Source organism: Candidatus Limousia pullorum, from assembly GCF_057405065.1.
Map to the genome: position 1 here is coordinate 2,480,331 of NZ_CM171614.1, position 20,104 is coordinate 2,500,434.

20 protein-coding genes are annotated in these 20,104 nt (G+C 39.8%); 4 read left to right on the forward strand and 16 right to left on the reverse strand.

Annotated elements, in window-relative coordinates; translation table 11 throughout:
* Positions 1-9: 9 nt before the first annotated feature.
* The 3 genes from CGICJO_RS11600 to CGICJO_RS11610 are packed head-to-tail and all read right to left on the reverse strand — an operon-like array spanning position 10 to position 2,091.
* Positions 10-546: a hypothetical protein gene (locus tag CGICJO_RS11600; RefSeq protein ID WP_486499017.1), complete on the reverse strand. Its 537-nt coding sequence runs from the start codon at positions 544-546 to the stop codon at positions 10-12.
* A 50-nt stretch (positions 547-596) separates the two neighbouring features.
* Complete coding sequence (locus CGICJO_RS11605) at positions 597-1,232, reverse strand: DnaJ domain-containing protein (RefSeq protein ID WP_330395796.1); 636 nt, start codon at positions 1,230-1,232, stop codon at positions 597-599.
* On the reverse strand, positions 1,213-2,091 hold the full coding sequence (locus CGICJO_RS11610) for a DUF5685 family protein (RefSeq protein WP_486499018.1): 879 nt from the start codon (positions 2,089-2,091) through the stop codon (positions 1,213-1,215). The genes CGICJO_RS11605 and CGICJO_RS11610 overlap by 20 nt, the downstream gene beginning before the upstream one ends.
* Positions 2,092-2,256: 165 nt before the next feature.
* Here CGICJO_RS11610 and CGICJO_RS11615 point away from each other — a divergent pair, with 165 nt between their 5' ends.
* Positions 2,257-2,814, forward strand: coding sequence for an HAD-IB family phosphatase (locus CGICJO_RS11615; protein ID WP_087376151.1), 558 nt, complete (start codon positions 2,257-2,259; stop codon positions 2,812-2,814).
* A 61-nt stretch (positions 2,815-2,875) separates the two neighbouring features.
* Here the strand turns inward: CGICJO_RS11615 and secF are convergent, their stop codons facing one another.
* Both secF and secD read right to left on the reverse strand, forming a co-directional pair.
* Positions 2,876-3,832 carry a protein translocase subunit SecF gene (secF, locus tag CGICJO_RS11620; protein WP_486499019.1) on the reverse strand — a complete coding sequence of 319 codons (957 nt, stop codon included), beginning with the start codon at positions 3,830-3,832 and terminating at the stop codon, positions 2,876-2,878.
* Positions 3,822-5,222 carry a protein translocase subunit SecD gene (secD, locus tag CGICJO_RS11625; RefSeq protein ID WP_486499020.1) on the reverse strand — a complete coding sequence of 467 codons (1,401 nt, stop codon included), beginning with the start codon at positions 5,220-5,222 and terminating at the stop codon, positions 3,822-3,824. The genes secF and secD overlap by 11 nt, the downstream gene beginning before the upstream one ends.
* Here secD and CGICJO_RS11630 point away from each other — a divergent pair.
* Positions 5,191-5,463 (forward strand): hypothetical protein, encoded by a 273-nt coding sequence (locus CGICJO_RS11630; protein WP_143256346.1) that lies wholly within the window; start codon positions 5,191-5,193, stop codon positions 5,461-5,463. The two genes, secD and CGICJO_RS11630, sit on opposite strands and share 32 nt — an antisense overlap.
* Positions 5,464-5,468: 5 nt before the next feature.
* Here CGICJO_RS11630 and CGICJO_RS11635 read toward each other — a convergent pair whose 3' ends face one another.
* The 7 genes from CGICJO_RS11635 to CGICJO_RS11665 form a co-directional block, all read right to left on the reverse strand.
* The gene (locus CGICJO_RS11635; protein ID WP_486499021.1) at positions 5,469-6,788 is read right to left on the reverse strand and encodes an aspartate aminotransferase type Ic; all 1,320 of its coding nucleotides are present in this window, start codon (positions 6,786-6,788) and stop codon (positions 5,469-5,471) included.
* Positions 6,789-6,984: 196 nt separating this feature from the next.
* Entirely contained in the window at positions 6,985-7,683 is a 699-nt protein-coding gene (locus tag CGICJO_RS11640; protein ID WP_486499022.1) for a CpsD/CapB family tyrosine-protein kinase, read from the reverse strand.
* A complete protein-coding gene (locus CGICJO_RS11645) occupies positions 7,680-8,372 on the reverse strand; it encodes a YveK family protein (protein ID WP_486499023.1) in 693 nt (230 codons plus the stop codon). The genes CGICJO_RS11640 and CGICJO_RS11645 overlap by 4 nt, the downstream gene beginning before the upstream one ends.
* Before the next feature lie 292 nt (positions 8,373-8,664).
* A complete protein-coding gene (locus tag CGICJO_RS11650; protein WP_087376144.1) occupies positions 8,665-9,906 on the reverse strand; it encodes a sodium ion-translocating decarboxylase subunit beta in 1,242 nt (413 codons plus the stop codon).
* Positions 9,907-9,948: 42 nt separating this feature from the next.
* Complete coding sequence (locus CGICJO_RS11655) at positions 9,949-10,335, reverse strand: OadG family transporter subunit (RefSeq protein ID WP_087376143.1); 387 nt, start codon at positions 10,333-10,335, stop codon at positions 9,949-9,951.
* Positions 10,336-10,560: 225 nt separating this feature from the next.
* Positions 10,561-12,039 (reverse strand): stage IV sporulation protein A, encoded by a 1,479-nt coding sequence (spoIVA, locus tag CGICJO_RS11660; RefSeq protein WP_087376142.1) that lies wholly within the window; start codon positions 12,037-12,039, stop codon positions 10,561-10,563.
* Positions 12,040-12,052: 13 nt separating this feature from the next.
* A complete protein-coding gene (locus tag CGICJO_RS11665) occupies positions 12,053-13,582 on the reverse strand; it encodes a DUF3794 domain-containing protein (RefSeq protein ID WP_486499024.1) in 1,530 nt (509 codons plus the stop codon).
* A gap of 181 nt (positions 13,583-13,763) precedes the next feature.
* Here CGICJO_RS11665 and CGICJO_RS11670 point away from each other — a divergent pair, with 181 nt between their 5' ends.
* A complete protein-coding gene (locus CGICJO_RS11670; protein WP_486499025.1) occupies positions 13,764-15,059 on the forward strand; it encodes a Na+/H+ antiporter NhaC family protein in 1,296 nt (431 codons plus the stop codon).
* Between the two features lie 66 nt (positions 15,060-15,125).
* Here the strand turns inward: CGICJO_RS11670 and CGICJO_RS11675 are convergent, their stop codons facing one another.
* From CGICJO_RS11675 to CGICJO_RS11690, 4 genes are all read right to left on the reverse strand, one after another.
* On the reverse strand, positions 15,126-16,625 hold the full coding sequence (locus CGICJO_RS11675) for a DUF1846 domain-containing protein (protein ID WP_486499026.1): 1,500 nt from the start codon (positions 16,623-16,625) through the stop codon (positions 15,126-15,128).
* Positions 16,626-16,828: 203 nt separating this feature from the next.
* On the reverse strand, positions 16,829-17,299 hold the full coding sequence (locus CGICJO_RS11680) for a DUF4358 domain-containing protein (protein ID WP_486499027.1): 471 nt from the start codon (positions 17,297-17,299) through the stop codon (positions 16,829-16,831).
* A 66-nt stretch (positions 17,300-17,365) separates the two neighbouring features.
* A complete protein-coding gene (locus CGICJO_RS11685) occupies positions 17,366-18,235 on the reverse strand; it encodes a GDSL-type esterase/lipase family protein (RefSeq protein ID WP_486499028.1) in 870 nt (289 codons plus the stop codon).
* A 32-nt stretch (positions 18,236-18,267) separates the two neighbouring features.
* Positions 18,268-19,218 (reverse strand): GDSL-type esterase/lipase family protein, encoded by a 951-nt coding sequence (locus CGICJO_RS11690; RefSeq protein ID WP_486499029.1) that lies wholly within the window; start codon positions 19,216-19,218, stop codon positions 18,268-18,270.
* Positions 19,219-19,451: 233 nt separating this feature from the next.
* On the opposite strand from CGICJO_RS11690, the gene CGICJO_RS11695 reads away from it, so the two are divergent.
* Positions 19,452-20,093 (forward strand): HAD family hydrolase, encoded by a 642-nt coding sequence (locus tag CGICJO_RS11695; RefSeq protein ID WP_087376136.1) that lies wholly within the window; start codon positions 19,452-19,454, stop codon positions 20,091-20,093.
* The last annotated feature ends 11 nt before the right edge of the window (positions 20,094-20,104 follow it).

Below are 20,104 nucleotides of genomic sequence, written 5' to 3' on the forward strand. Positions count from 1 at the left end.
ATAAAAAACTTACTTTATCCTATGAAATATTCTGTCTCTGAATCCGGTAAGGTAAATTACCCTTATTCGTGAAAGACATATTTCATATATAAAGAATGCCACCTCTCCTATTATGAGAAATAACCATGGAAGGTAAATTCCGTTTATTTCAAATCCCTCTTTTGGAATTCCAAGCAAGTAAACGCCTATAAAAAATCCGGAAACTGCGCATACATTAAATACCGCAAATTTAACTATATAGTTAATCGCTTTGTTTCTGATTTTTTTATCAAGGAATTCCTTTAAAATAGGATAATACCCCAAAAACATTGTAAAAAGCAGCGCCGCCTCTTTGTCCGCTACAAAAAGTATTGATAAAATTGCCACCGCAGCATAAATAAGAATTGCCCAGCTTATGCCAACTTCATAGGAAACCATAAGCAGAATAAGTCCTGCAATGCAGGGCAAAGCAAAAGAACCTATGGGCACTATGGCGGTAAGAAGCATAAGCACAATACAAAACGCCGCCATTACACCGCCGAGAGCAATTTTAAATGTGGATTTCATTGTTCAAAACCTTCTTTTAAAATTCCTAATTAAAAGATAAACTGCCGCAATCAGCAGCAGTTTCCTCCCATACAGCTACAGCAGGTATCTGCACACCACAGACCTACGCATATATCACAGCATGAACATCCGGCTGCGCCGCCTCTTGGGTCGTATCCGCCTGCGCCGTAAGCTCTCTGGCTGTTCATTCTGTTAAATGCAGCCCTGTATTCTGGGTTATTTGGGTCCATTGTGTATGCCTGTCTGAAACAGCTGTAAGCCTGTTCACTCCATCCCTTATTCATCATAACCATACCGTTAAGGAAATACCATTCGGCATTTCTCTGAGCCTGAGGTATGCTGTTGAGCGCCTGCTCCGCCTCGGCAATTCTTCCGGAATTTATCATCATTCTGATGTTCTGGAACTGGCTGCTGCCGGAATATCCATAACCTGTATAGCTGTTTGAATTTCCGCCGGAATATCCGGAATAACCGCTGTTGGCTGAGCCGCCTTTTTTTCTCATGTCGGTTATTGTGTCATACGCCTCGTTGATTTCCTTCATTTTCTCGTTTGCCAAATCAGCAAGAGGGCTATCAACATAGTTGTCAGGATGATATTTTTTTGCAAGAGCTTTATAAGCTGCTTTTATTTCCTCGTCTGTTGCGTTTTCTGACACTCCCAAAACTTCATAGGGATTCTTCATCATTAAATTCTCCTTTTCCAAATAAAACCTTCCTCTGAACAAAAGGAAGCCCTTTGAGGTAAATGTTGTCTAAAATTCCTTTAAATCTTTTGATATCCGCAAGGTTGTAAGCGTTATAGCTCAAACACATTGACTGATTCAATGCCTCATTGCAATATTTTTTTAAATTCTCATTATCTCCCTCATCTTTTATATATTTAAGAAAGGGATTAAAGTTGCCGTCTTTTTTATCTTTCTCCAAGTCATCAACCGCATCGATGAAATAAATCCATCTTCCCAAGTGGTAACCAAGCTCGGAAAATATTCTTTTTTCCATTTCGTCTTTAGCCTGCATCTCCATAACCGAGGCAAGCATTTTGGCTGTTGGCTCAGCCGCCATATCTATATGGCACATCTGATCCTCTTCCACCTGTTCCTGCATCTGTGACATTGCTGATACTGCTTCTTCATATTCAGGATATTTCTGCGCAGCTTTCTTTCTCCATCTTGAGAAAAAAGGATAAACAAAATAAGAACGAATTTTTTTACCTATTCTCCCGTCCCTGATATCATCTTTCAGTTTATAAAAAGCGGTTATAACTGACAAAGCCGCCGCTTTTTTCATATCGTCATTACCTGTGCCGCAAAAAACACATTTTTTCAGGGGATTAAAAGTACACCTTCCCTTATTGAAACAAACCTTTTGGTCATGAACACCCATGCTGAGAGCTGCAAAGAATGTAAAATCATAACTTAAAATAAATCTCGCAAAAACAGAGTATTCCTTTCCCAGTGTTTTACAAAGGGCGCAGTATATACTCTTGTATGTTTCGTATTCTTTTACAAGCAATTCGCTTTTTTCTATCTGTACATAACCAAACACACGTTACACATCCTAAATAGAAAATAATATATCACGCTTATTATACTATAACAAATTTATTTACGCAACCTTTTACGAAAATAAAGATAAAATAAATAATCTATTGACGAACTCTGGTTAAAAACGTATAATTTTACTAAAATATTCTAAAAAGGTTGTTTTTATATGAATGTATACGATTTTGACAATACAATTTATAAAGGAGACTCCACCGCTCATTTCTATTTTTTCTGCTTAAAAAGACATCCCTCAATGATAAAATATATCCCCTCTCTTGCCGCAGGATTTGCCGGATATTATATCTTTAAAAAGGGCGACAAAACCCACTTTAAGGAAAAGATGTACAGATTTTTAAAATGCATTGACCTTGAGAAGGATGTAAATGATTTCTGGGATAAGCACATTTCAAATGTAAAAGGCTGGTACTTAAAACAGCAAAAGCCTGACGATGTTATCATCTCGGCGTCATCTGTTTTTCTGCTCACCCCTATCTGTCAAAAGCTTGGAATAAAATATCTTATCGCCTCACCTGTTGACAAAAAAACCGGAAAATATAATGGTCTTAACTGTCACGGAGAAGAAAAGGTCAGAAGATTTTACGAGGAATTTCCCAACGGCAAAATTGATGAGTTTTACTCCGACAGCAAAAGCGATACCCCTTTAGCTCTTATTGCAAAAAAGGCATATCTTGTAAAAGGAAATATCATAAGCGATTGGAAATAAATCTAATAATATCAAAAGCGTCACCCATAAAGGATGACGCTTTTATTATGTATAAAAGAAATTATCTTTTATTTGTATTTGCTTTTGCCAGCTTGTGATTCTGCCACATAACCCAAAGTTCACCGGCAATGCAAAGTGATGAGAAGCAACCGGAGATAACACCGATTATCATCGGAAGAGCAAAGCTCTGAACTGAAGGAATGTTGAATACCAAAGCAACAACATAAACTGTGCCGATAGCGGCAAGTGTTGTTGCTGATGTGCAGATTGTTCTCTTCATAACGCCTGATGCGCTTATGTTAAAGAGCTCTGCAGCATTAACAGTATTTCCGAGGAGTTTCTTTTCCTCACGGACTCTGTCGTAAATAACGATTGTATCGTTAAGAGAATAACCGATAATCATAAGTACAACAGCGATGAAGTTACTGTCTATAGGCATTCTGAATATTACATACATGAAGTAAATCATAGCTACGTCATGTACAAGTGCAATCAAAGCCATAACGCCTGCGGAAAGACCGCCGATTTTCTTAAATCTTATTGTAACATAAAGAACCATAAGAACACCGGCTATTGCAATAGCTGCAAGACATTTCCAAAGGAATTTAGCACCCATGGAAGCTTCAACGGAGTTAGACTCAAGATATGCAAAGTTGTTGTCCGGGAATTTCTCCTCCAATGCCTTTGTCATTGTATCCTGAACATCTGCGTTGATTACCTCGTTGCCTGCAAACTGAACGGAAATAACATAGGATTCCTGTCCGTCTGTTCCCAAAAGGTCTTTTGAAATTGCAAATGATACCTGAGTCTCAGTTGCATTCTGGAGTGTATCCTTAAGCTCTGTTTCATCAACTGTTCCTGTGTAAGAATACTTAACGATTGAACCGCCCTTGAACTGAATGTCCAGCTGTGTTCCGAAAATAAAATTGCAAATAATACCTATTGCTATTATTGTAAGGGAAATGCCGAAGAATATCTTTTTGTGACCGACAAAATCGAAAATTCTCTTATTCTTCATTTTTAGCACCTCCAAAGAAAGACTTTTTGCGCAGGAATTTAAGTCTTGCAATACTCTTGAGCATCAAACGTGAGAGACCAACGCCCATGATGAAGTTTGCAATAACACCTGTGAGGAGTGTGTAACCGAAAGCGTAAACCGTACCTGTAGTTGACGGACCGAAAATACCGGAAAGTATCTGTGTTGGTCCGAAAACAAAGAGAAGAATAAGGGATACAATTACAACTGTCATGTTACCGTCGATGATAGCAGACAAGCTGTTCTTTGTTCCTCTGTCTATAGCAAGTTCCAAAGATTTTCCGCTTCTGAATTCATCCTTGATACGCTCTGCTGTGATGATGTTGGCGTCAACGCCCATACCTATCGACAGTATGATACCCGCAATACCAGGGAGTGTCATTGTAAATGAATTGAATACTGTGAAATATCCTGAGATAACTGCGATTGAAAGTCCAACCTGTCCCAAAAGTGCGATGAATGCAACAAAACCAGGAATTCTGTACATAATAATCATGAACAATCCGATTATAATAATTGCAATCACACCTGCATATGCCATTGCGGTCAGTGAGTTTAAGCCGAGAGTTGGGCTTACTGAACCGTATGAAGCAGTCTCAAGCTGGAATGGCAAAGCACCTGCCTGAATTTTGTTTGCAAGGCTTGTTGCCTCTTCTGCTGTAAAGTCACCTGTAATAACTGCCTTACCATCTGATATAACGTTCTGTACAGTTGGTGCTGAAAGCATTATATCATCCATCCAGATGGAAACAACTTTGCCGTTATACTCTGTGGTAATCTCTTCAAATTTAGCCGCACCGTCACTGGTAAATTCAAGGGATACAACGTACTTATTTGTGCTTGTATCAAAATTAGGAACAGCTGTTTCGATCATTGAACCATCCATAAGGATTTCCTCTGTGTCGCCTGTAGGAGTTTTGTAAACTATATCTCCCTCGCCGTCAAGATCAACACTTTCGTAGGAATTTCCCGGACGGAAAGTAAGCTGTGCAGTTGCTGAAATTTCGTCAATTGCTTCTTTTGGATCGTAGCTTGTTTCATCCTCTTTCCAAGGGAAACGTACGATAATTCTGTCTGTACCATAGTCAGCGTACAGCTCATAGTCTGTAATGCCCTGTGAAACCATTCTTGTTTCGATGATTGTTTTCGCAGAATCAAGATCTGTTTCCGTTGCGTCAATATCTCCCGCCGGCTTAAATGTAGCCTCAACGCCGCCACGGATGTCGATTCCCCATCTTATGTCATTGACTCCTTTAATAACCGTTACCTTATTATCTCCATTGTAATAAGATACACCGAATATTGCTGTGCTTGCAAAAACAAGTATAAGGAGGGCAACGATGAAGAATACCGGCTTTGGAACTCTTTTCATGCCTGAAACCTCCAGTAAAAATAATTATCTGCAAACGTCTTTGCTTAAACGGCCAGCAAACACACTTGCAGACGTAACAAAAATAATTATAGAGTTTTTTTTATTAAAAGTCAATAGATTAGACAACTTTATCTCCAAAAACCGTCATTTTTTTATCAAAATAGTATTTTTTACCCAGCTTAAACAAGAAAAATGCGAAACACAGAAAAAATCCTGCATTTCGCATTTGACCTTTAAATGATTAAATTATTTATTTTCAAGCAATTTTTCTACTGCGGCAAGCTTTGCGCAAACACAGAAAATATCCATTGCTGTTTCAAGCTCTGAAACAGGTGGGAATGTAGGTGCTATTCTGATATTGCTGTCTTTTGGATCCTTACCATAAGGATATGTTGCGCCTGCGCCTGTGAGCACAACTCCTGCTTCCTTGCAAAGAGCAACAACCTTTTTAGCTGTTCCCTCCAAAACATCAACGCTTACAAAATATCCTCCATTTGGATTGGTCCATGAAGCAATTCCTGTATCTTTAAGCTTTGTATCAAGCTTTTCAATAACTGTGTCAAATCTTGGCTTCAAGATAGCCTTGTGCTTATCCATATGCTTCTTCACTCCGTCCAAATCCTTAAAGAAGAGCATATGTCTGAGCATGTTTATCTTATCATAGCCGATTGTCTGCCATGAATATCTGTTTTTGAAAACCTTCATGTTTGCAGGGCTTGAAGCCATTGCTGCAACACCGGAACCCGGGAAAGTAATTTTTGATGTGGAGCAGAAAAGAATTACGCTGTCCTCTGTTCCGTTCTTCTTACATTCCTCATAGATGTTCAAAAGATTGTCAGGTGTATCTGTTACATCGTGGATGCAGTAAGCATTATCCCACATAATTCTGAAATCCTTAGCCTTTGGCTTGAGATTTGCAAATCTGCGAACTGTCTCATCGGAATAAGTGATACCCTGTGGGTTTGAATATTTAGGAACACACCAGATACCCTTTATTGACTCATCCTCTGCAACCAGCTTTTCAACCATATCCATATCAGGACCTGTAGGAAGCATTGGAATGTTTATCATTTCAAAACCAAAGTACTCTGTAACAGCAAAATGTCTGTCGTATCCAGGAACAGGACAAAGGAATTTTCTGTCCTTTACCTCATACCATGGCTTGCATCCCTCAACAATAGGAGCTGTCATCATACATGCTATTGTATCAAACATCATGTTAAGGCTTGAGTTGCCGCCTACCATAACATTTTCAGGCTCTACACCAAGAAGCTGTGCAAAAAGCTCTTTACATGATGGAATACCGTCAAGAAGTCCGTAGTTTCTGCAATCAAGACCGTCTCTTGTTTTACATTCTGTACCGCTGTTTACGATGTCAAGCATTCTCTCGGAGATATCAAGCTGCTCTTTTCCCGGCTTACCTCTGGACATATCCAGCTTGAGTCCCATTGCCTTATATCCGTCAAATTCCTTCTGCAAGGAGTCCTTTTCCTTCAACAGCTCTTCCTTGTTCATCTCTTTATAAAACATTTTGCCGTCACCTCGTAAAAAAATTGCATTATTCATTCGTGAACCTTTTATATTTTATTATACAACGAGAAAAAATGCAAGTTATTTTCTAAATTCCTGCATTTTTAGAACAATACACAAAAAAACCCACTACCCTGCAACGGGTAATGGGTGTTGTGTACAAATAAAACTGTAAGTCAACCTGTATAAATCTTTAAAACAAGATTATCATAAACTTTTCTTACAGATTTTATCAATATCCGTACCTGTAATACTTTCCGCTCTTTGTGTACTTCTCATCCTGAAGTGAACATCCGACTTTTATAAATCCGATAACCTTTGAATGAGCCAGGTTTATATTCTGAACAAGGTTTTCGATATCCCTGTGTGTTGTAGAATTTTCTCTTACAACAGCTACAAATCCAAGAATATGCTGATTTAAAAGCAAGGCATCAGCCACAACTCCTACAGGAGGTGTATCGAAAATAACATAGTCGTAACTATCCTTTACCTTCTCAACAAAACGTGTCATCTCTTCTGAACCCAAAAGCTCTGAAGGATTAGGCGGTATTGTTCCGCAGGTAATTACATCCAGATTAGGAAGAACATCCGCTGCTATAATATCCTCATAACTTGCAAGCCCTGAAAGATAATCTGTAAGTCCCTGTCTTTTCTCAATATTCAAAAGGTTTGCAACGTTAGGACGTCTCAAGTCGGCGTCGATAAGGATAACCTTTTTATCCATCTTTGAAAATGAAATAGCAAGGTTTGTAGTCGCTGTACTTTTTCCCTCACCCTTTGACCAGCTTGTAACTGCAAAGCAGTTGCTGCGTCCGGCAGAAAGAGTAAATACAATGTTTGTTCTGGCAAGCTTGTAGCCTTCTACGATAGCAAATTTTCCGTTTTCAATGCCAATAGAACCGTAAGCTTTTCCCTGTTTGTTTTTGCTCATCGTTTATTCCCCCTGCCTTCAGATGATGTAAAGTCAATAATCTCGGCAAATACCGGAATATTGTAAATCTTATAAAGGTCATCGTCCTTTTTGATTGTATTGTCGGAAATTTCAATAAGAAATGCGATTACAAATGCAACTACCAGACCGCCTACGATACCAAAAAGTCCGTTTTTAGCGATATTTGGAGATGATGGCTTTGCAGGAGCTTCTGCAGTGGAAATTGTTGTTACATTACCAGCCTTGAACACTTCAAGATAAACGTCATATGCCATATCTGCAATTTTATTTGCTGTATCTGCTGCAACCTGAGGATTGTCGGATGTGATTGTAATTTTCAAAAAGTTTGATTCATCCATACTTGAAACACTCATTTTTGAAGAACCCAAAACAGCTCTCATATCAGGGTCGGCGGAAAAAAGTATTGAGCAGTTTTTTGCAAGTGTTGCAGAAGCCTGAAGGTCACTGCTGTAAACTCTGTATTCATCGGTTGATGCTTCGTCACCATTATTGTTTACAACCTCATAGTTTTGTATGAGAATTAAAGAAGAAGCGGTATATTGCGGAGTTACCAATAAAAATGAATATGAAAGCGCCAATATACAACCGATTATCGGAAGTATAATAACCATCTTCAAGTGCTTTTTCAACATATTTAAAAAGTCCATCAACGAAAATTCTTTTTTCATAATACATCTCCTTGCGTTATTTAGAAAGCACATTTATCAACATGAATATTATAATGTAGCTATAAGATTTTTTAATTGCATAAAAGAATTAAAAAATCTATTCAAAGTCTTTCTATACTTTGCATTAAATCAATAGTTTCTTACCTTGTTTCTTTAGCAACATTACATTACATTACAGAGCAACAGAAAAGGAGACAAGATTACCTGTCTCCTTTTCAAAAAATTGATTTTTGTAAAAGTTTGTCTTAAAAGTGTTTCTTACTTTTCGGTAAAAAGCCCATAACAACCGAAATTATTGCAATACACTAAGAAGAACACCGGCTGCAACTGCTGAGCCTATAACGCCGGCAACATTTGGTCCCATAGCGTGCATGAGAAGGAAGTTTGAAGGATTTTCTTCCTGTCCAACCTTCTGTGATACACGGGCTGCCATCGGAACAGCTGAAACACCGGCTGAACCGATGAGAGGATTTACCTTTCCTCCGGTAAGTTTGTACATAATCTTTCCGAAGAGAACGCCGCCTGCTGTACCCATGCAGAATGCAAGCAATCCGAGAACAACAATTCCCAGAGTCTGAGCTGTGAGGAATACCTCACCTGTAGCTGTTGCACCAACAGTAACGCCCAGGAAGATTGTGATTATGTTCATAAGCTCGTTCTGAGCTGCTTTGCAGATTCTGTCAACAACTCCGCTTTCCTTGAAGATATTACCAAGCATGAGCATACCAACAAGAGGAGCTGCACTTGGAAGGAACAAAGCAACAACGATGATTACAACAATTGGGAAGATAATCTTTTCCAGCTTTGAAACTGTACGAAGCTGTGTCATCTTTACAGCTCTTTCCTTCTTTGTTGTCAAAGCTTTCATAATCGGAGGCTGAATAATCGGAACCAATGCCATGTAGGAATATGCTGCAACAGCGATAGGTCCCAAAAGGTGTGATGCAAGACGTGTGGCAACATAAATCGCTGTAGGACCGTCCGCACCGCCTATGATTGCGATAGCGCCTGCTTCCTTGCTTGTAAATCCAAGGAAAATTGCGCCGATAAATGTGATAAAAATACCAAGCTGAGCAGCAGCTCCGAGAATAAAGCTCTTTGGATTAGCGATAAGAGGACCGAAGTCTGTCATAGCGCCGATACCCAAGAAGATAAGCGGAGGATAAATACCAAGCTTAACGCCCTGATAGAGGTAGTACAAAAGTCCGCCGTATTCGGGAACATTGTAATATTCAACACCGTTTAAAACAGTTATTGCATAGCTTCCCGCTTGTCCTCCGTGTTCAGCCATGTATTCTGTTACTGGCTGGAGAGTTGTTGTAGGAGCAGCCATAATGCTCGGATAAAGGTTTACAAGAAGCATACCGAATGCTATCGGCAGCAAAAGCAAAGGCTCGTACTGCTTTTTGATTGCCAGATAAATGAGGACAATAGCCACAAGTATCATAACGTAATTCTGCCATCCGAGAACCATCAGGCCAGAATCATGAAAAAGACCCACAATAGAGTCAACAAAACCGTTTATTATTTCCATAAAACGCAAATTCCTTTCCGATAAAATTTAAACCCGAACAAATTAGAATGGTCTTGTGTTATCCAAGATACCTGCCTTACTCCATGCAGAGCGGCTGTTGTCGGATTTTTTGATGCTTTTGATTCTTGCTTTACCGGAAGAGCCGTACATAGCGTCTACGGCAGCGGCGATAACAGCAACAATCTCATCGGAAATTCCGCTTTCGGCAGTTTCGGTCACCTGCACCGGTTTCTGCTGCACAGGAGCCACTGGTTTTGCCGAAGCAGTTTCTTTTTGGGCTTTTTTCTCTTTAACCATGTTCTCGAACTTTGTGACGATAATACCGCAACCCTTGATTATACCTATGAGTATAAACAATACGGCAAAAACAACCACCAAACCCGTGAGCAATACGGTCAGAGAGGTAATCAGTTTTTCAGTAATATCCATAATTTTACCCCCGTAAATAATTCAGCATACAAATTTATTATACTATAGCAGTATTTTTTTTTCAATAACTAAATACGACTTTCTGTTTTTCTGTCAAATTGACCAATTTTTACAGATTATACCATTCTATGACCGTGTTTTTGTATATAAAAAGGCACTCTTGCTTTTTTAACTTTAAAAAAAGACAAAAGTGCCTGAAAACAAATTAAATATATTGGTTCTAAGTTACAATATTATACACAGAAGTCCGTTGCAGCCGTCGTTTATTATCTTCTCTATAGTCTGGGCAACCTTCATTCTTGCGTCCTCCGGCATTCGGTAAAGCTTGTTGTGCAATCCCTCGTTTACAAGCTCGTGGACGGATTTTCCGAATATATTTGACTCCCAGATTTTAACGGGATTTTCTTCAAACTCCTTGAGCATATAGGAAACAAGCTCCTCCGACTGCTGTTCTGAGCCAACTATTGGGGTTACCTCGGCGTTTGTATGAATTTTCATCATGTGAATGGACGGTGCTGAGGCTTTCAGCCTTATACCGTATTTTCCGCTTTGCTTTATAATCTGAGGTTCTTCCAGAGTCAGCTCCTCCATTGTTGGCATAACTATTCCATAGCCGGTATCCTGAACCTGCTTATACGCCTGAGCGATTTTATCAAATTCCCTTTGCTTTGCGCAAAGCTTGCAGACACAGTCAAGCAAGGATTTTTCATCTGGGATATCCATTCCCGTTTTCTCGGACATAGTTTTAAAGAACAGTCCGCTGTCTATGGTAATATTTATTGAGCCTCTGCCTATACCCAAATCCAGTGATGATATGTTCGTATTGGTAATAAGGGGATTTTTCTCCATCTCAGCGGCGGCGTACTGTATTTCTCTTATTTTTGTTATTTTTTCCGCAGTGGTTTTAATTGTGGTGAAAATATCTCTCTTGTACTGGTTATCGCTTTCAAGGGCTACCATCCAGCCCGGTATGTTTACCTTTATTTCCTTTATTGGGAATTCAAAAAGCACCTGAACAAGAATTCTCTTTATCTCATTTTCGTCAAGGTCAACACAGCTTACTGGAATTACCGGAACCTGATGCTTGCGGCTAAGCTCCTCTGCCAGCGCCACGGTGCTTTTTGCCTTTGGCTCTACAGAGTTTAAAAGGATAATAAAAGGTTTATTTATCTCTTTTAATTCATTTATAACCCTTGTTTCGCTTTCCACATAATCGCTTCTTGGTATATCGCTGATACTTCCGTCTGTGGTGATAACAAGGCCTATTGTGCTGTGGTCTGTGATAACCTTTCTTGTTCCCACCTCTGCCGCTGTGTTAAATGGTATTTCCTCATCGTACCAGGGAGTTTTTACCATTCTTGGTGAGTCGCCCTCTATGTAACCCAGCGCACTGTCCACAATGTATCCAACACAGTCTATCATCCTTACACGGAAAACCGCATTGTCGGAAAGCTCTATCTCCACAGCCTCTTCGGGGATAAATTTCGGCTCTGTGGTCATTATTGTTCTGCCTGCCGCAGACTGGGGAAGCTCGTCATTTGCTCTTTTTCTTTTATCCTCATTTTCAATATTGGGCAAAACGATGGTGTCCATAAACCTTTTTATAAAGGTGGATTTACCTGTTCTCACAGGGCCTACAACACCTATATAAATGTTTCCGTCGGTTCTTTTGGCAATGTCCTGATAAATGCTTCTCTCTTCCATACGTTTTTCCTCCCTATATTCTTGTTATCAAAAGCATCTTGGCTTCGTCAATTCTGTCGCCCTCAAGAAGATTTTCGGAAATTATCAAATCCTCAGAGGTGTTGTATCTTTTCGCAATGTCCCAAATCTTCTCCCCGCTGTCGCAGTAATACAAGGTCAGAGAACAGCCGTCCTCCTCTATTGGTTTATCCTCGGATATTTCTATATAGTTTACGCCGCTTATTGTTTCTCTAAGCTGGGCACATCCGGTCATAACTATTTCGCATCTCAGCTCAATGCTGTCGTCCTCGGCAATTCTGTAGCTCATGGAGTTTATAAAGAAATCAAGATTTTCAATATTGTCCGCTCCCGCTTCAACGGAAAGGTCACGCTGTAAATCCACTATTCTTTCTATATAAACAGGATATCCGTCATCTCCTACGGCGGTTATACAACAGTTGAATTTTCCCTCTGCTTTTATTCCCTCTGACACAGAGAAAGATGAGCTTGCCGGTGTACATTCCATGTCGATTATTTTTGTAATGGATGCACCGTCAGTTTTTACCGTTGACTTGTGCATGAAAGTATCCCTGAATGGGATTGTGGACTTCAAAACCTCCATACTAGTGAACTGCTGTGAAGAAGCAAACTTTGTGGAATAGGAATCCTCAATCACTGTTATATCCACCGGAACATATCCCATTTCTGTAAAGCAAATTCTTGCGTCCAGGACTATCAGAGGATTGTCTGAAAAAGCGTCGCCCTTGAGCCTTACTTCTCCGGACATAAGATTTACATTTATATGGTTTACAGTTGTTTCAGTAACCCCTTCGCAGTTGATTATCTGACTGTAAGGGGTCACATAGTCCACAATCTCGATATCTCCCGTTTCAAAATTTGAGAGATACATAAGTCTCATATTGATTTCGCCGTTGAGCATAATCTTTCCGTTTACCGCCTTGCACTGACTGGAAAGTATTCTGACTTCTGATTTCAGCAGTGATTCAACAGGCGGTCTGCCCTCAAGGGAAACCTCATCGGTAACTGTAAACTGCTCCTGACAAAAAGCTGAAAGCTCCATACCTCTTATTTTTCTTGTTTTTGTGCAAAGAGTTTTATCTTCTCCCGGACTGTATGCAGTAAGACAGCCTTTGCCGATAATTTTTGCATACAGTGAAAAAGCACCGTGTACAGTCAGTTTTCTCGGGCTGAGCGCACGGCAGTTTATGTATTCGTTTTTGGTGCTTGTGATAACTCCGTACTGGTCGGTCAAGTCCTTAACATTAAAACCTGCGGAAAAAGGCGAGGTCTGTTCAAAGCATCTGACGTTTTTCTTAACGCTGTCACAGTAGAGCACCCTGACTGTCACTGCGCCTTCTACTCTAAGCTGACCTCCCGAAAGGTTCTGTGTAAATATTTTCGGAGAAAATGTGCAGTTGAGCACTTTCTCAATATCGGGACAATAATCGGGAAGGGTTATGTCCATATCCACTCCCTGCTCGCTTACAGTGTCAAGAATTGTTTGCAGACATCCGATTTCCTGTGGCTTTAAAGTATATTCCATTTTTATCTCTCCTTTTTTAGTCTGTATTTTCTTGAGATATAAAAAATATATTATGGCGGAGTTCAAAATATACTTATTGAAGCCAAAATAGAAAACTTAAACAAAAAATTCTTTTCCTTGCAAAAACTTATCATATAAAGTATAATAGCCGTATATCTAAAATTTAAAAGGAGTGATACCGATGGAAAACAATAAGGGCAGAATCTCCGCACTGCTCCCCATCGCTGTTTTTCTGGTAATTTTTATCGGAAGCGGAATTATTTTCAATGACTTTGACTCAATGCCTGCTATAGTGGCGTTTTTAATCGCTTTGTTTGTGGCTTTTCTGCAAAACAGAAAATTAAAGTTTAACGACAAGCTTAAAGTAATAGCAAAAGGCGTTGCCGACGAAAACATTATAACAATGTGTCTTATCTTCCTTGCCGCAGGAGCTTTTTCCGGAGCGGTAAGCGCATCCGGCGGAGTAAAAAGCACCGTTAATCTCGGTCTTTCTTTTCTGCCTCCCAATTTCGCAGTAATTGGTCTTTTTATAATTGGATGCTTTATTTCCATATCTATGGGTACATCTGTGGGAACTGTAACTGCTCTCGCCCCTATCGCTTTGGGTATAAGCGAACAGACAGGACTTAATGTGGCTCTCTGTACAGGAGCTGTTGTTTCCGGTGCAATGTTCGGCGACAACCTTTCAATGATTTCCGATACAACCATCGCCGCTGTTAAAACTCAGGGCTGTAACATGAACGACAAGTTCAAAACCAACTTTAAAATTGTACTGCCTGCGGCGATTATTACAGCTATAATATTCTTTGCTCTCACATTTAATTCTACCTTTGAACTTACAGACGACCTTTCCTACAATATTTTCCAGGTTATCCCGTATCTGATAGTTCTTATTGGTGCATTGCTGGGCTTTAACGTATTTCTTGTACTTATAACAGGAACTGTAACATCTCTCATCGCCGGCATAGCTACAGGCGCATTGGCAGTAGGCGATATGTTTACAGCTATCGGTGACGGCGTTACTAAGATGTACGACATAACAGTAATTTCAATAGTTGTTGCATGTATCAGCGCACTTATAAAGGAATACGGCGGAATACAGGCAATACTTCATATTGTCCGTTCAAGAATAAAGACAAAGAAAGGCGCACAGTTCGGAATTGCCGCTCTCGCCTCCTGCGTGGACATTGCAACAGCCAACAACACAATAGCAATCGTTCTTTCCGGTGAAATTGCAAAGGATATCAGCGACGAATACGGAATTGAGCCAAAACAGAGCGCTTCCCTCCTCGACATATTCACCTCTATTTTCCAGGGAATTATTCCATACGGCGCACAGCTTCTCACAGCCGCCGGACTTGTTGGAATAACATCTGTTGAGGTAATCCCATATCTTTATTATCCTATCCTTATGGGTATAAGCGCACTGCTGTTTATAGCATTTTCAAAAAATTCTCCAAAGCCTAAAAAAGGCTGATAAAACCAAAAACACCTCAATGCAATTAAAAACTGCATTGAGGTGTAATTTTTTATATGTATACAATTATTGTTTATGATAAAGACGCTTTGACTGATAGGAAGGCTCGCATGTGAGATTCATTCCAAGCTTTCTGAAAATTGATGAGTCAACCTGAGTAAGGATAACGGATGAATGAACGTCACAGCCTTTAAGTCTTGGAAGCTGCTCCATTGCCTTGCGGGCAGTTGGGTCTGTAGCTGCGCAAATACTCAAAGCTATAAGAATTTCATCTGAGTGAAGTCTTGGGTTTTTATTTCCCAAATTCTGAATTTTAAGCTTCTGGATAGGCTCGATTACGCTCGGTGAAATGAGAAGGATTTCATCATCTATATCTCCGAGAGTTTTCAAAGCGTTCAAAAGCACTGCTGATGATGAACCCAGCAAGGCTGATGTTTTACCTGTAACAATTCTGCCGTCATGAAGCTGAATTGCCGCAGCAGGATTATCTGTAAGCTCTGCAACCTCTCTTGCCTTTACTGCAACAAGTCTGTCATTGGCTTCTATTCCTGCCTTTGCCATGAGAAGCTCTATTTTATAAACAGCTTCACTGCTTATTTTTCCCATTTTCTCATCGCAGAGGGTGTTGAAATATCTTCTTATAATCTCCTGTCTTGAAGCTTCGGCGCAGACCTCATCATCTATGATACACAAGCCTGCCATATTAACGCCCATGTCTGTAGGTGAATTGTATGGGCTCTTTCCGGAAATCTTTTCAAAGATTGAATTGAGTACAGGGAAAACTTCAACATCACGGTTGTAGTTTACTGCCTTTGTTCCGTAAGCGTCAAGGTGGAACGGGTCAATCATATTTACGTCGTTTAAGTCAGCTGTTGCTGCCTCATATGCAAGATTTACCGGGTGCTTCAAAGGCAAATTCCAAACCGGGAAAGTCTCAAACTTTGCATAGCCCGCATTGATATTTCTCTTGTGCTCGTGATAGAGCTGAGAAAGACAGGTTGCCATCTTTCCGCTTCCAGGGCCCGGAGCAGTTACAATTACCAAAGGACGTGTTGTTTCCACATACTCGTTTTTACCGAAGCCCTCTTCACTGATAATAAGCGGCACATTATTCGGATATCCCTCAATAGGATAATGAAGATATGCTTTCATTCCCAGGCTTTCAAGTCTTTTGCGGAAAATATCTGCCGCTGTCTGTCCTGCGTACTGGGTAATTACAACACTGCCAACATAAAGTCCGGCTTCTCTGAAAGCGTCGATAAGTCTGAGAACATCGGCATCATAAGTAATGCCCAAATCACCTCTGACCTTATTCTTAACTATATCGTCAGCGTTGATTACAATAACTACCTCTGCTTCGTCAGCCATGTTCAAAAGCATTTTTATTTTGCTGTCCGGCTGAAATCCCGGAAGAACTCTTGACGCATGATAATCGTCAAAAAGCTTTCCGCCAAGCTCAAGGTAAAGTTTATTGTCAAACTGAGAAATTCTTTCTCTGATATGCTTTGACTGCATACGGAGATATTTGTCATTATCAAAACCAATTTTAATCTTATCTGTACACATATGAATTCCTCTCTTACCCTGTAGTATTTTATTATTCGTTTTTAACATTATCTTAGTAATTATATTATCAAAAGATTGAAAAGTCAACACATAGCCACGGTATTTCCACTGTATTTTATCTAATCAATTATTTTGATAAAATAAAAACTCACATAAAAACGGGACAGCTATTGCCATCCCGTATTCCTGCATTTATAAAAATTTTATGCCGCTGTTCCGAGGAAAATCTCGTTCATTTTATCTGCGTCTGCTGATATGAACATCCATACATAATTTCCGTCGGTTTCAACCTTGCTTGCTTCAATAAGCTTTGCCTCTTCCGGAAGATAATCCTTTGTCTGGGCATATTTTGAGTCGTATCTGGTCTGGATTTTCTCCTGTACTCTTTTCAGAGCGTCTGCATCCTTTGCTTCAACCATGATTACTTCATCCTGCTTTGTTGAATCTGTGCTGATAAGTGCAAAGTAATCATTTACATCAGCTGTATCAATACCATAAAAGCTTGTGAGTATATCGTCGTTTACTTTTGTCATCTGAGAAGCACTCTCAATCTGAGAAACGATTTCCTCTCCTGCTTTCTGAATGTCGTATTTTTTTGCATCCTCTGCATTTGAGCAGCCTGCAAAAACCACACCTGTGACAATCATCATAATAAGACACAATACCCTTTTCATTTTTAAACTCCTTTCACTCTACTGTACTCAAATTCATTTATATATTAACTCAACTATACTTTAACATCACTGCTGTTTTCCGTAGCTGTAAAGAAAGTTAAGCCAAATATCATAAGCGGCAGATGTAAAATGTATTCCCATTCCCTCTTTGTCACTGCAATAGTCGGCGGCAAGACCTCCTGTTTCGTCTTTAAACAGAGGTGCAATGTTCATGAAATTATATCCCTTTTCAACGGCAAAATTTCTCATTGCAACATTCAGCGCATCTATATCTGCATTGTTAAGGGCGCCGTCAACATCGCTTTCCGCAGGTGAATACTTGGGAGTTGTAGACATTATGAATATCTCTGCTCCCGGAGACGCCTCAAGCATCCTGCTTATCTCTGTATCGGCATTTGCAATGGTCTGTTCAACACCGTACAGAGCCACATCGTTAGTCCCCAAAAGTATGAAAATTTTTCCCGGCTTTATCTGAGCTATGGCGTCTTCCAGCTTCATCTTTACACCGTTATATGTTGGATGTACAGATTCATCGCTGACATCCCAAAGGGAATTTCCGTAACTTAAGCTTCCGCTTGTTAAGAACTTCGCTTCTCCCAGAACGGTTTCCCCGTTGGCACGTTTCTCGGTAACATAGAGCTCAAAGCCATATGAAATGCTGTCGCCGATAAATACAGCGTCGTTAAAATACGAATCATCAACCTGAGTATATTCATATGTAACAGGCGATTCCTCTGATACTGAAACTTTCTCAGCTTCTTCCGTAGTTTCTTCCTGTGTCTCGGTCACTTCTTCGCTTGTAGCTTCTGATGTCTGCTCTTCTGTTGCCTGTGTCACCTCTTCGGTTGTACTTTGTGTATCAGAAGTTCCGCAGCCGCTGAAAAATGATGAAACTATAAGCAAACAAGCGCAGACAATAATTAAAACCCTTTTCAAACCATACCCTCCTCATGTAAATGTTTAGTCAATCATACCCCGTGACTGTACAAATAATCAATCCACATTTCATATGCGGCATTTGAGAAATGAATACCCATACCTTCCTGGTCTCCGCAGTATTCAGACGCAAGTCCCCCATTGCTGTCCTTAAACTGTGAAGCTATATCAAGATATACATATCCCTTTTCCTCCGCAAATGTCTTTAGAGCTTCGTTCATTGCGTTGATTTTATCGTTGTTCAAATCGTCGTCTGCATTGCTTTCCGAAATATATTTAGGTGTAACAGACTGGATGATTATTCTTGAGTTCGGGCTTGCTTCAAGCATTCTGTTGATTGCTTCGTCTGCATTGGCTATTGTGGCTTCAACGCCGTACAAGGCCACATCATTTGTTCCCAAAAGGATATAAATCTTATCAGGCTGAATCTGACCAACAGCGTCCTCAAGCTTCATTTTTTCACCGTTGTATGTTGGGTGTACAGACTCGTCGCTGACATCCCAAAGGGAGTTTCCGAAGCTCAGGCTTCCGCTTGTTAAAAACTGAGCTGTACCCAGCACGTTTTCACCTTCGGCTCTCTTTTCAGTTACATACAAAGTAAGTCCGTAAGAAATACTGTCGCCTATAAAAACTGAATTGTTGAAATAGTCGTCCTCAACAGTTTTAAACTCAACCTCTTCTCCCGGAACATTTGGATTTTCTGTTGTTTCCTCTGAAGAGCTTTCCGAAGATTCGCTGATATCGTCTGTTCCGAACATTCCAGGCTCTGTAGGAAGCATCATGCTTTCTCTGTTATAATTTCCAAGAGCAAAAACGCAGGTTCCGAAAACAACGGTCACCAAAGCAGTCACAACCAGCCAAAATACGGTCTTTTTACCCTTCATTTTGCCGGTTGTTGCTCCGTTTAATCTTTTATATTTAACTATATTCTTAAAGAATGAATCTTTTTTATCTTTTTTATCTTTATTTTCTTTGTTTTTCATCTAATTCTTCCTCAAATTTCATCTAAAATTATAATAAAAGTTACTTACAATAACATAATAAGACATTTTCAAATTTCATTGGAATAAATTATATCATATGTGACAAATTATTGCCATAATAAAAAAGTAAGAATATTTTAAATCTACAATATCATTTTTGGCTACTTTTTCCCCTAAAGAAAAAAAGATTGTGAAATAATAAAAACTATGGTAAAATTAAAAGGGTGATTTTTATGAAATTTAAGGGACTAATTTTTGATATGGACGGACTTCTTCTGGATACCGAAAAGCTTTATGTAAGATTTTGGACGGAAGCCGCAAGGTTTTACGGATATCCAATGGAATTTGAACACGCTTTAAGCATAAGAAGTCTTAACAGACAGTTTACCACTGAAAAGCTCGCCGGTTATTTCGGAAGCTTTGACTATGTTCCTGTTCATGACAAGCGTGTTGAGCTTATGGACGCTTACATAAAGGAACACGGTGTGGAAGCTAAAAAGGGCGCAAAGGAGCTTTTGGAATTTGCAAAACAAAACGGAGTTAAAATTGCTCTTGCCACCTCCTCCCCTTTTGAAAGAGCTAAGGAACATCTGGAAAGCGTGGGACTTTTCAAGTATTTCGATGAGTTTGCCTGCGGCTCTATGGTAAAAAACAGCAAGCCAAAGCCTGACATATATCTGCTTGCCTGCGAAAAGTTAAACCTTAAACCTGAAGAATGTATTGCTCTTGAGGATTCTCCCAACGGTGTGATTTCTGCAAGCACTGCCGGCTGTGCCACAATAATGGTGCCGGATTTGGACAAACCAACCGAGGATTTAATACCTCTCCTTTACAGCGTATGCGATGACCTTTCCTGCGTTATCCCTCTGCTGTAACTAATTTTAAC

What these genes read in the sequence shown, in the direction of transcription:
- secD (WP_486499020.1), bottom strand. Translation starts at nt 5,222, where the DNA reads ATGAAAAGAGTTCCAAAGCCGGTATTCTTCATCGTTGCCCTCCTTATA.
- CGICJO_RS11670 (WP_486499025.1), top strand. Translation starts at nt 13,764, where the DNA reads ATGGAAAACAATAAGGGCAGAATCTCCGCACTGCTCCCCATCGCTGTT.
- CGICJO_RS11600 (WP_486499017.1), bottom strand. Translation starts at nt 546, where the DNA reads ATGAAATCCACATTTAAAATTGCTCTCGGCGGTGTAATGGCGGCGTTT.
- secF (WP_486499019.1), bottom strand. Translation starts at nt 3,832, where the DNA reads ATGAAGAATAAGAGAATTTTCGATTTTGTCGGTCACAAAAAGATATTC.
- CGICJO_RS11675 (WP_486499026.1), bottom strand. Translation starts at nt 16,625, where the DNA reads ATGTGTACAGATAAGATTAAAATTGGTTTTGATAATGACAAATATCTC.
- CGICJO_RS11695 (WP_087376136.1), top strand. Translation starts at nt 19,452, where the DNA reads ATGAAATTTAAGGGACTAATTTTTGATATGGACGGACTTCTTCTGGAT.
- CGICJO_RS11635 (WP_486499021.1), bottom strand. Translation starts at nt 6,788, where the DNA reads ATGAATAATGCAATTTTTTTACGAGGTGACGGCAAAATGTTTTATAAA.
- CGICJO_RS11690 (WP_486499029.1), bottom strand. Translation starts at nt 19,218, where the DNA reads ATGAAAAACAAAGAAAATAAAGATAAAAAAGATAAAAAAGATTCATTC.
- CGICJO_RS11650 (WP_087376144.1), bottom strand. Translation starts at nt 9,906, where the DNA reads ATGGAAATAATAAACGGTTTTGTTGACTCTATTGTGGGTCTTTTTCAT.
- CGICJO_RS11665 (WP_486499024.1), bottom strand. Translation starts at nt 13,582, where the DNA reads ATGGAATATACTTTAAAGCCACAGGAAATCGGATGTCTGCAAACAATT.
- spoIVA (WP_087376142.1), bottom strand. Translation starts at nt 12,039, where the DNA reads ATGGAAGAGAGAAGCATTTATCAGGACATTGCCAAAAGAACCGACGGA.
- CGICJO_RS11655 (WP_087376143.1), bottom strand. Translation starts at nt 10,335, where the DNA reads ATGGATATTACTGAAAAACTGATTACCTCTCTGACCGTATTGCTCACG.
- CGICJO_RS11680 (WP_486499027.1), bottom strand. Translation starts at nt 17,299, where the DNA reads ATGAAAAGGGTATTGTGTCTTATTATGATGATTGTCACAGGTGTGGTT.
- CGICJO_RS11640 (WP_486499022.1), bottom strand. Translation starts at nt 7,683, where the DNA reads ATGAGCAAAAACAAACAGGGAAAAGCTTACGGTTCTATTGGCATTGAA.
- CGICJO_RS11645 (WP_486499023.1), bottom strand. Translation starts at nt 8,372, where the DNA reads ATGAAAAAAGAATTTTCGTTGATGGACTTTTTAAATATGTTGAAAAAG.
- CGICJO_RS11615 (WP_087376151.1), top strand. Translation starts at nt 2,257, where the DNA reads ATGAATGTATACGATTTTGACAATACAATTTATAAAGGAGACTCCACC.
- CGICJO_RS11605 (WP_330395796.1), bottom strand. Translation starts at nt 1,232, where the DNA reads ATGATGAAGAATCCCTATGAAGTTTTGGGAGTGTCAGAAAACGCAACA.
- CGICJO_RS11630 (WP_143256346.1), top strand. Translation starts at nt 5,191, where the DNA reads ATGAAGAATACCGGCTTTGGAACTCTTTTCATGCCTGAAACCTCCAGT.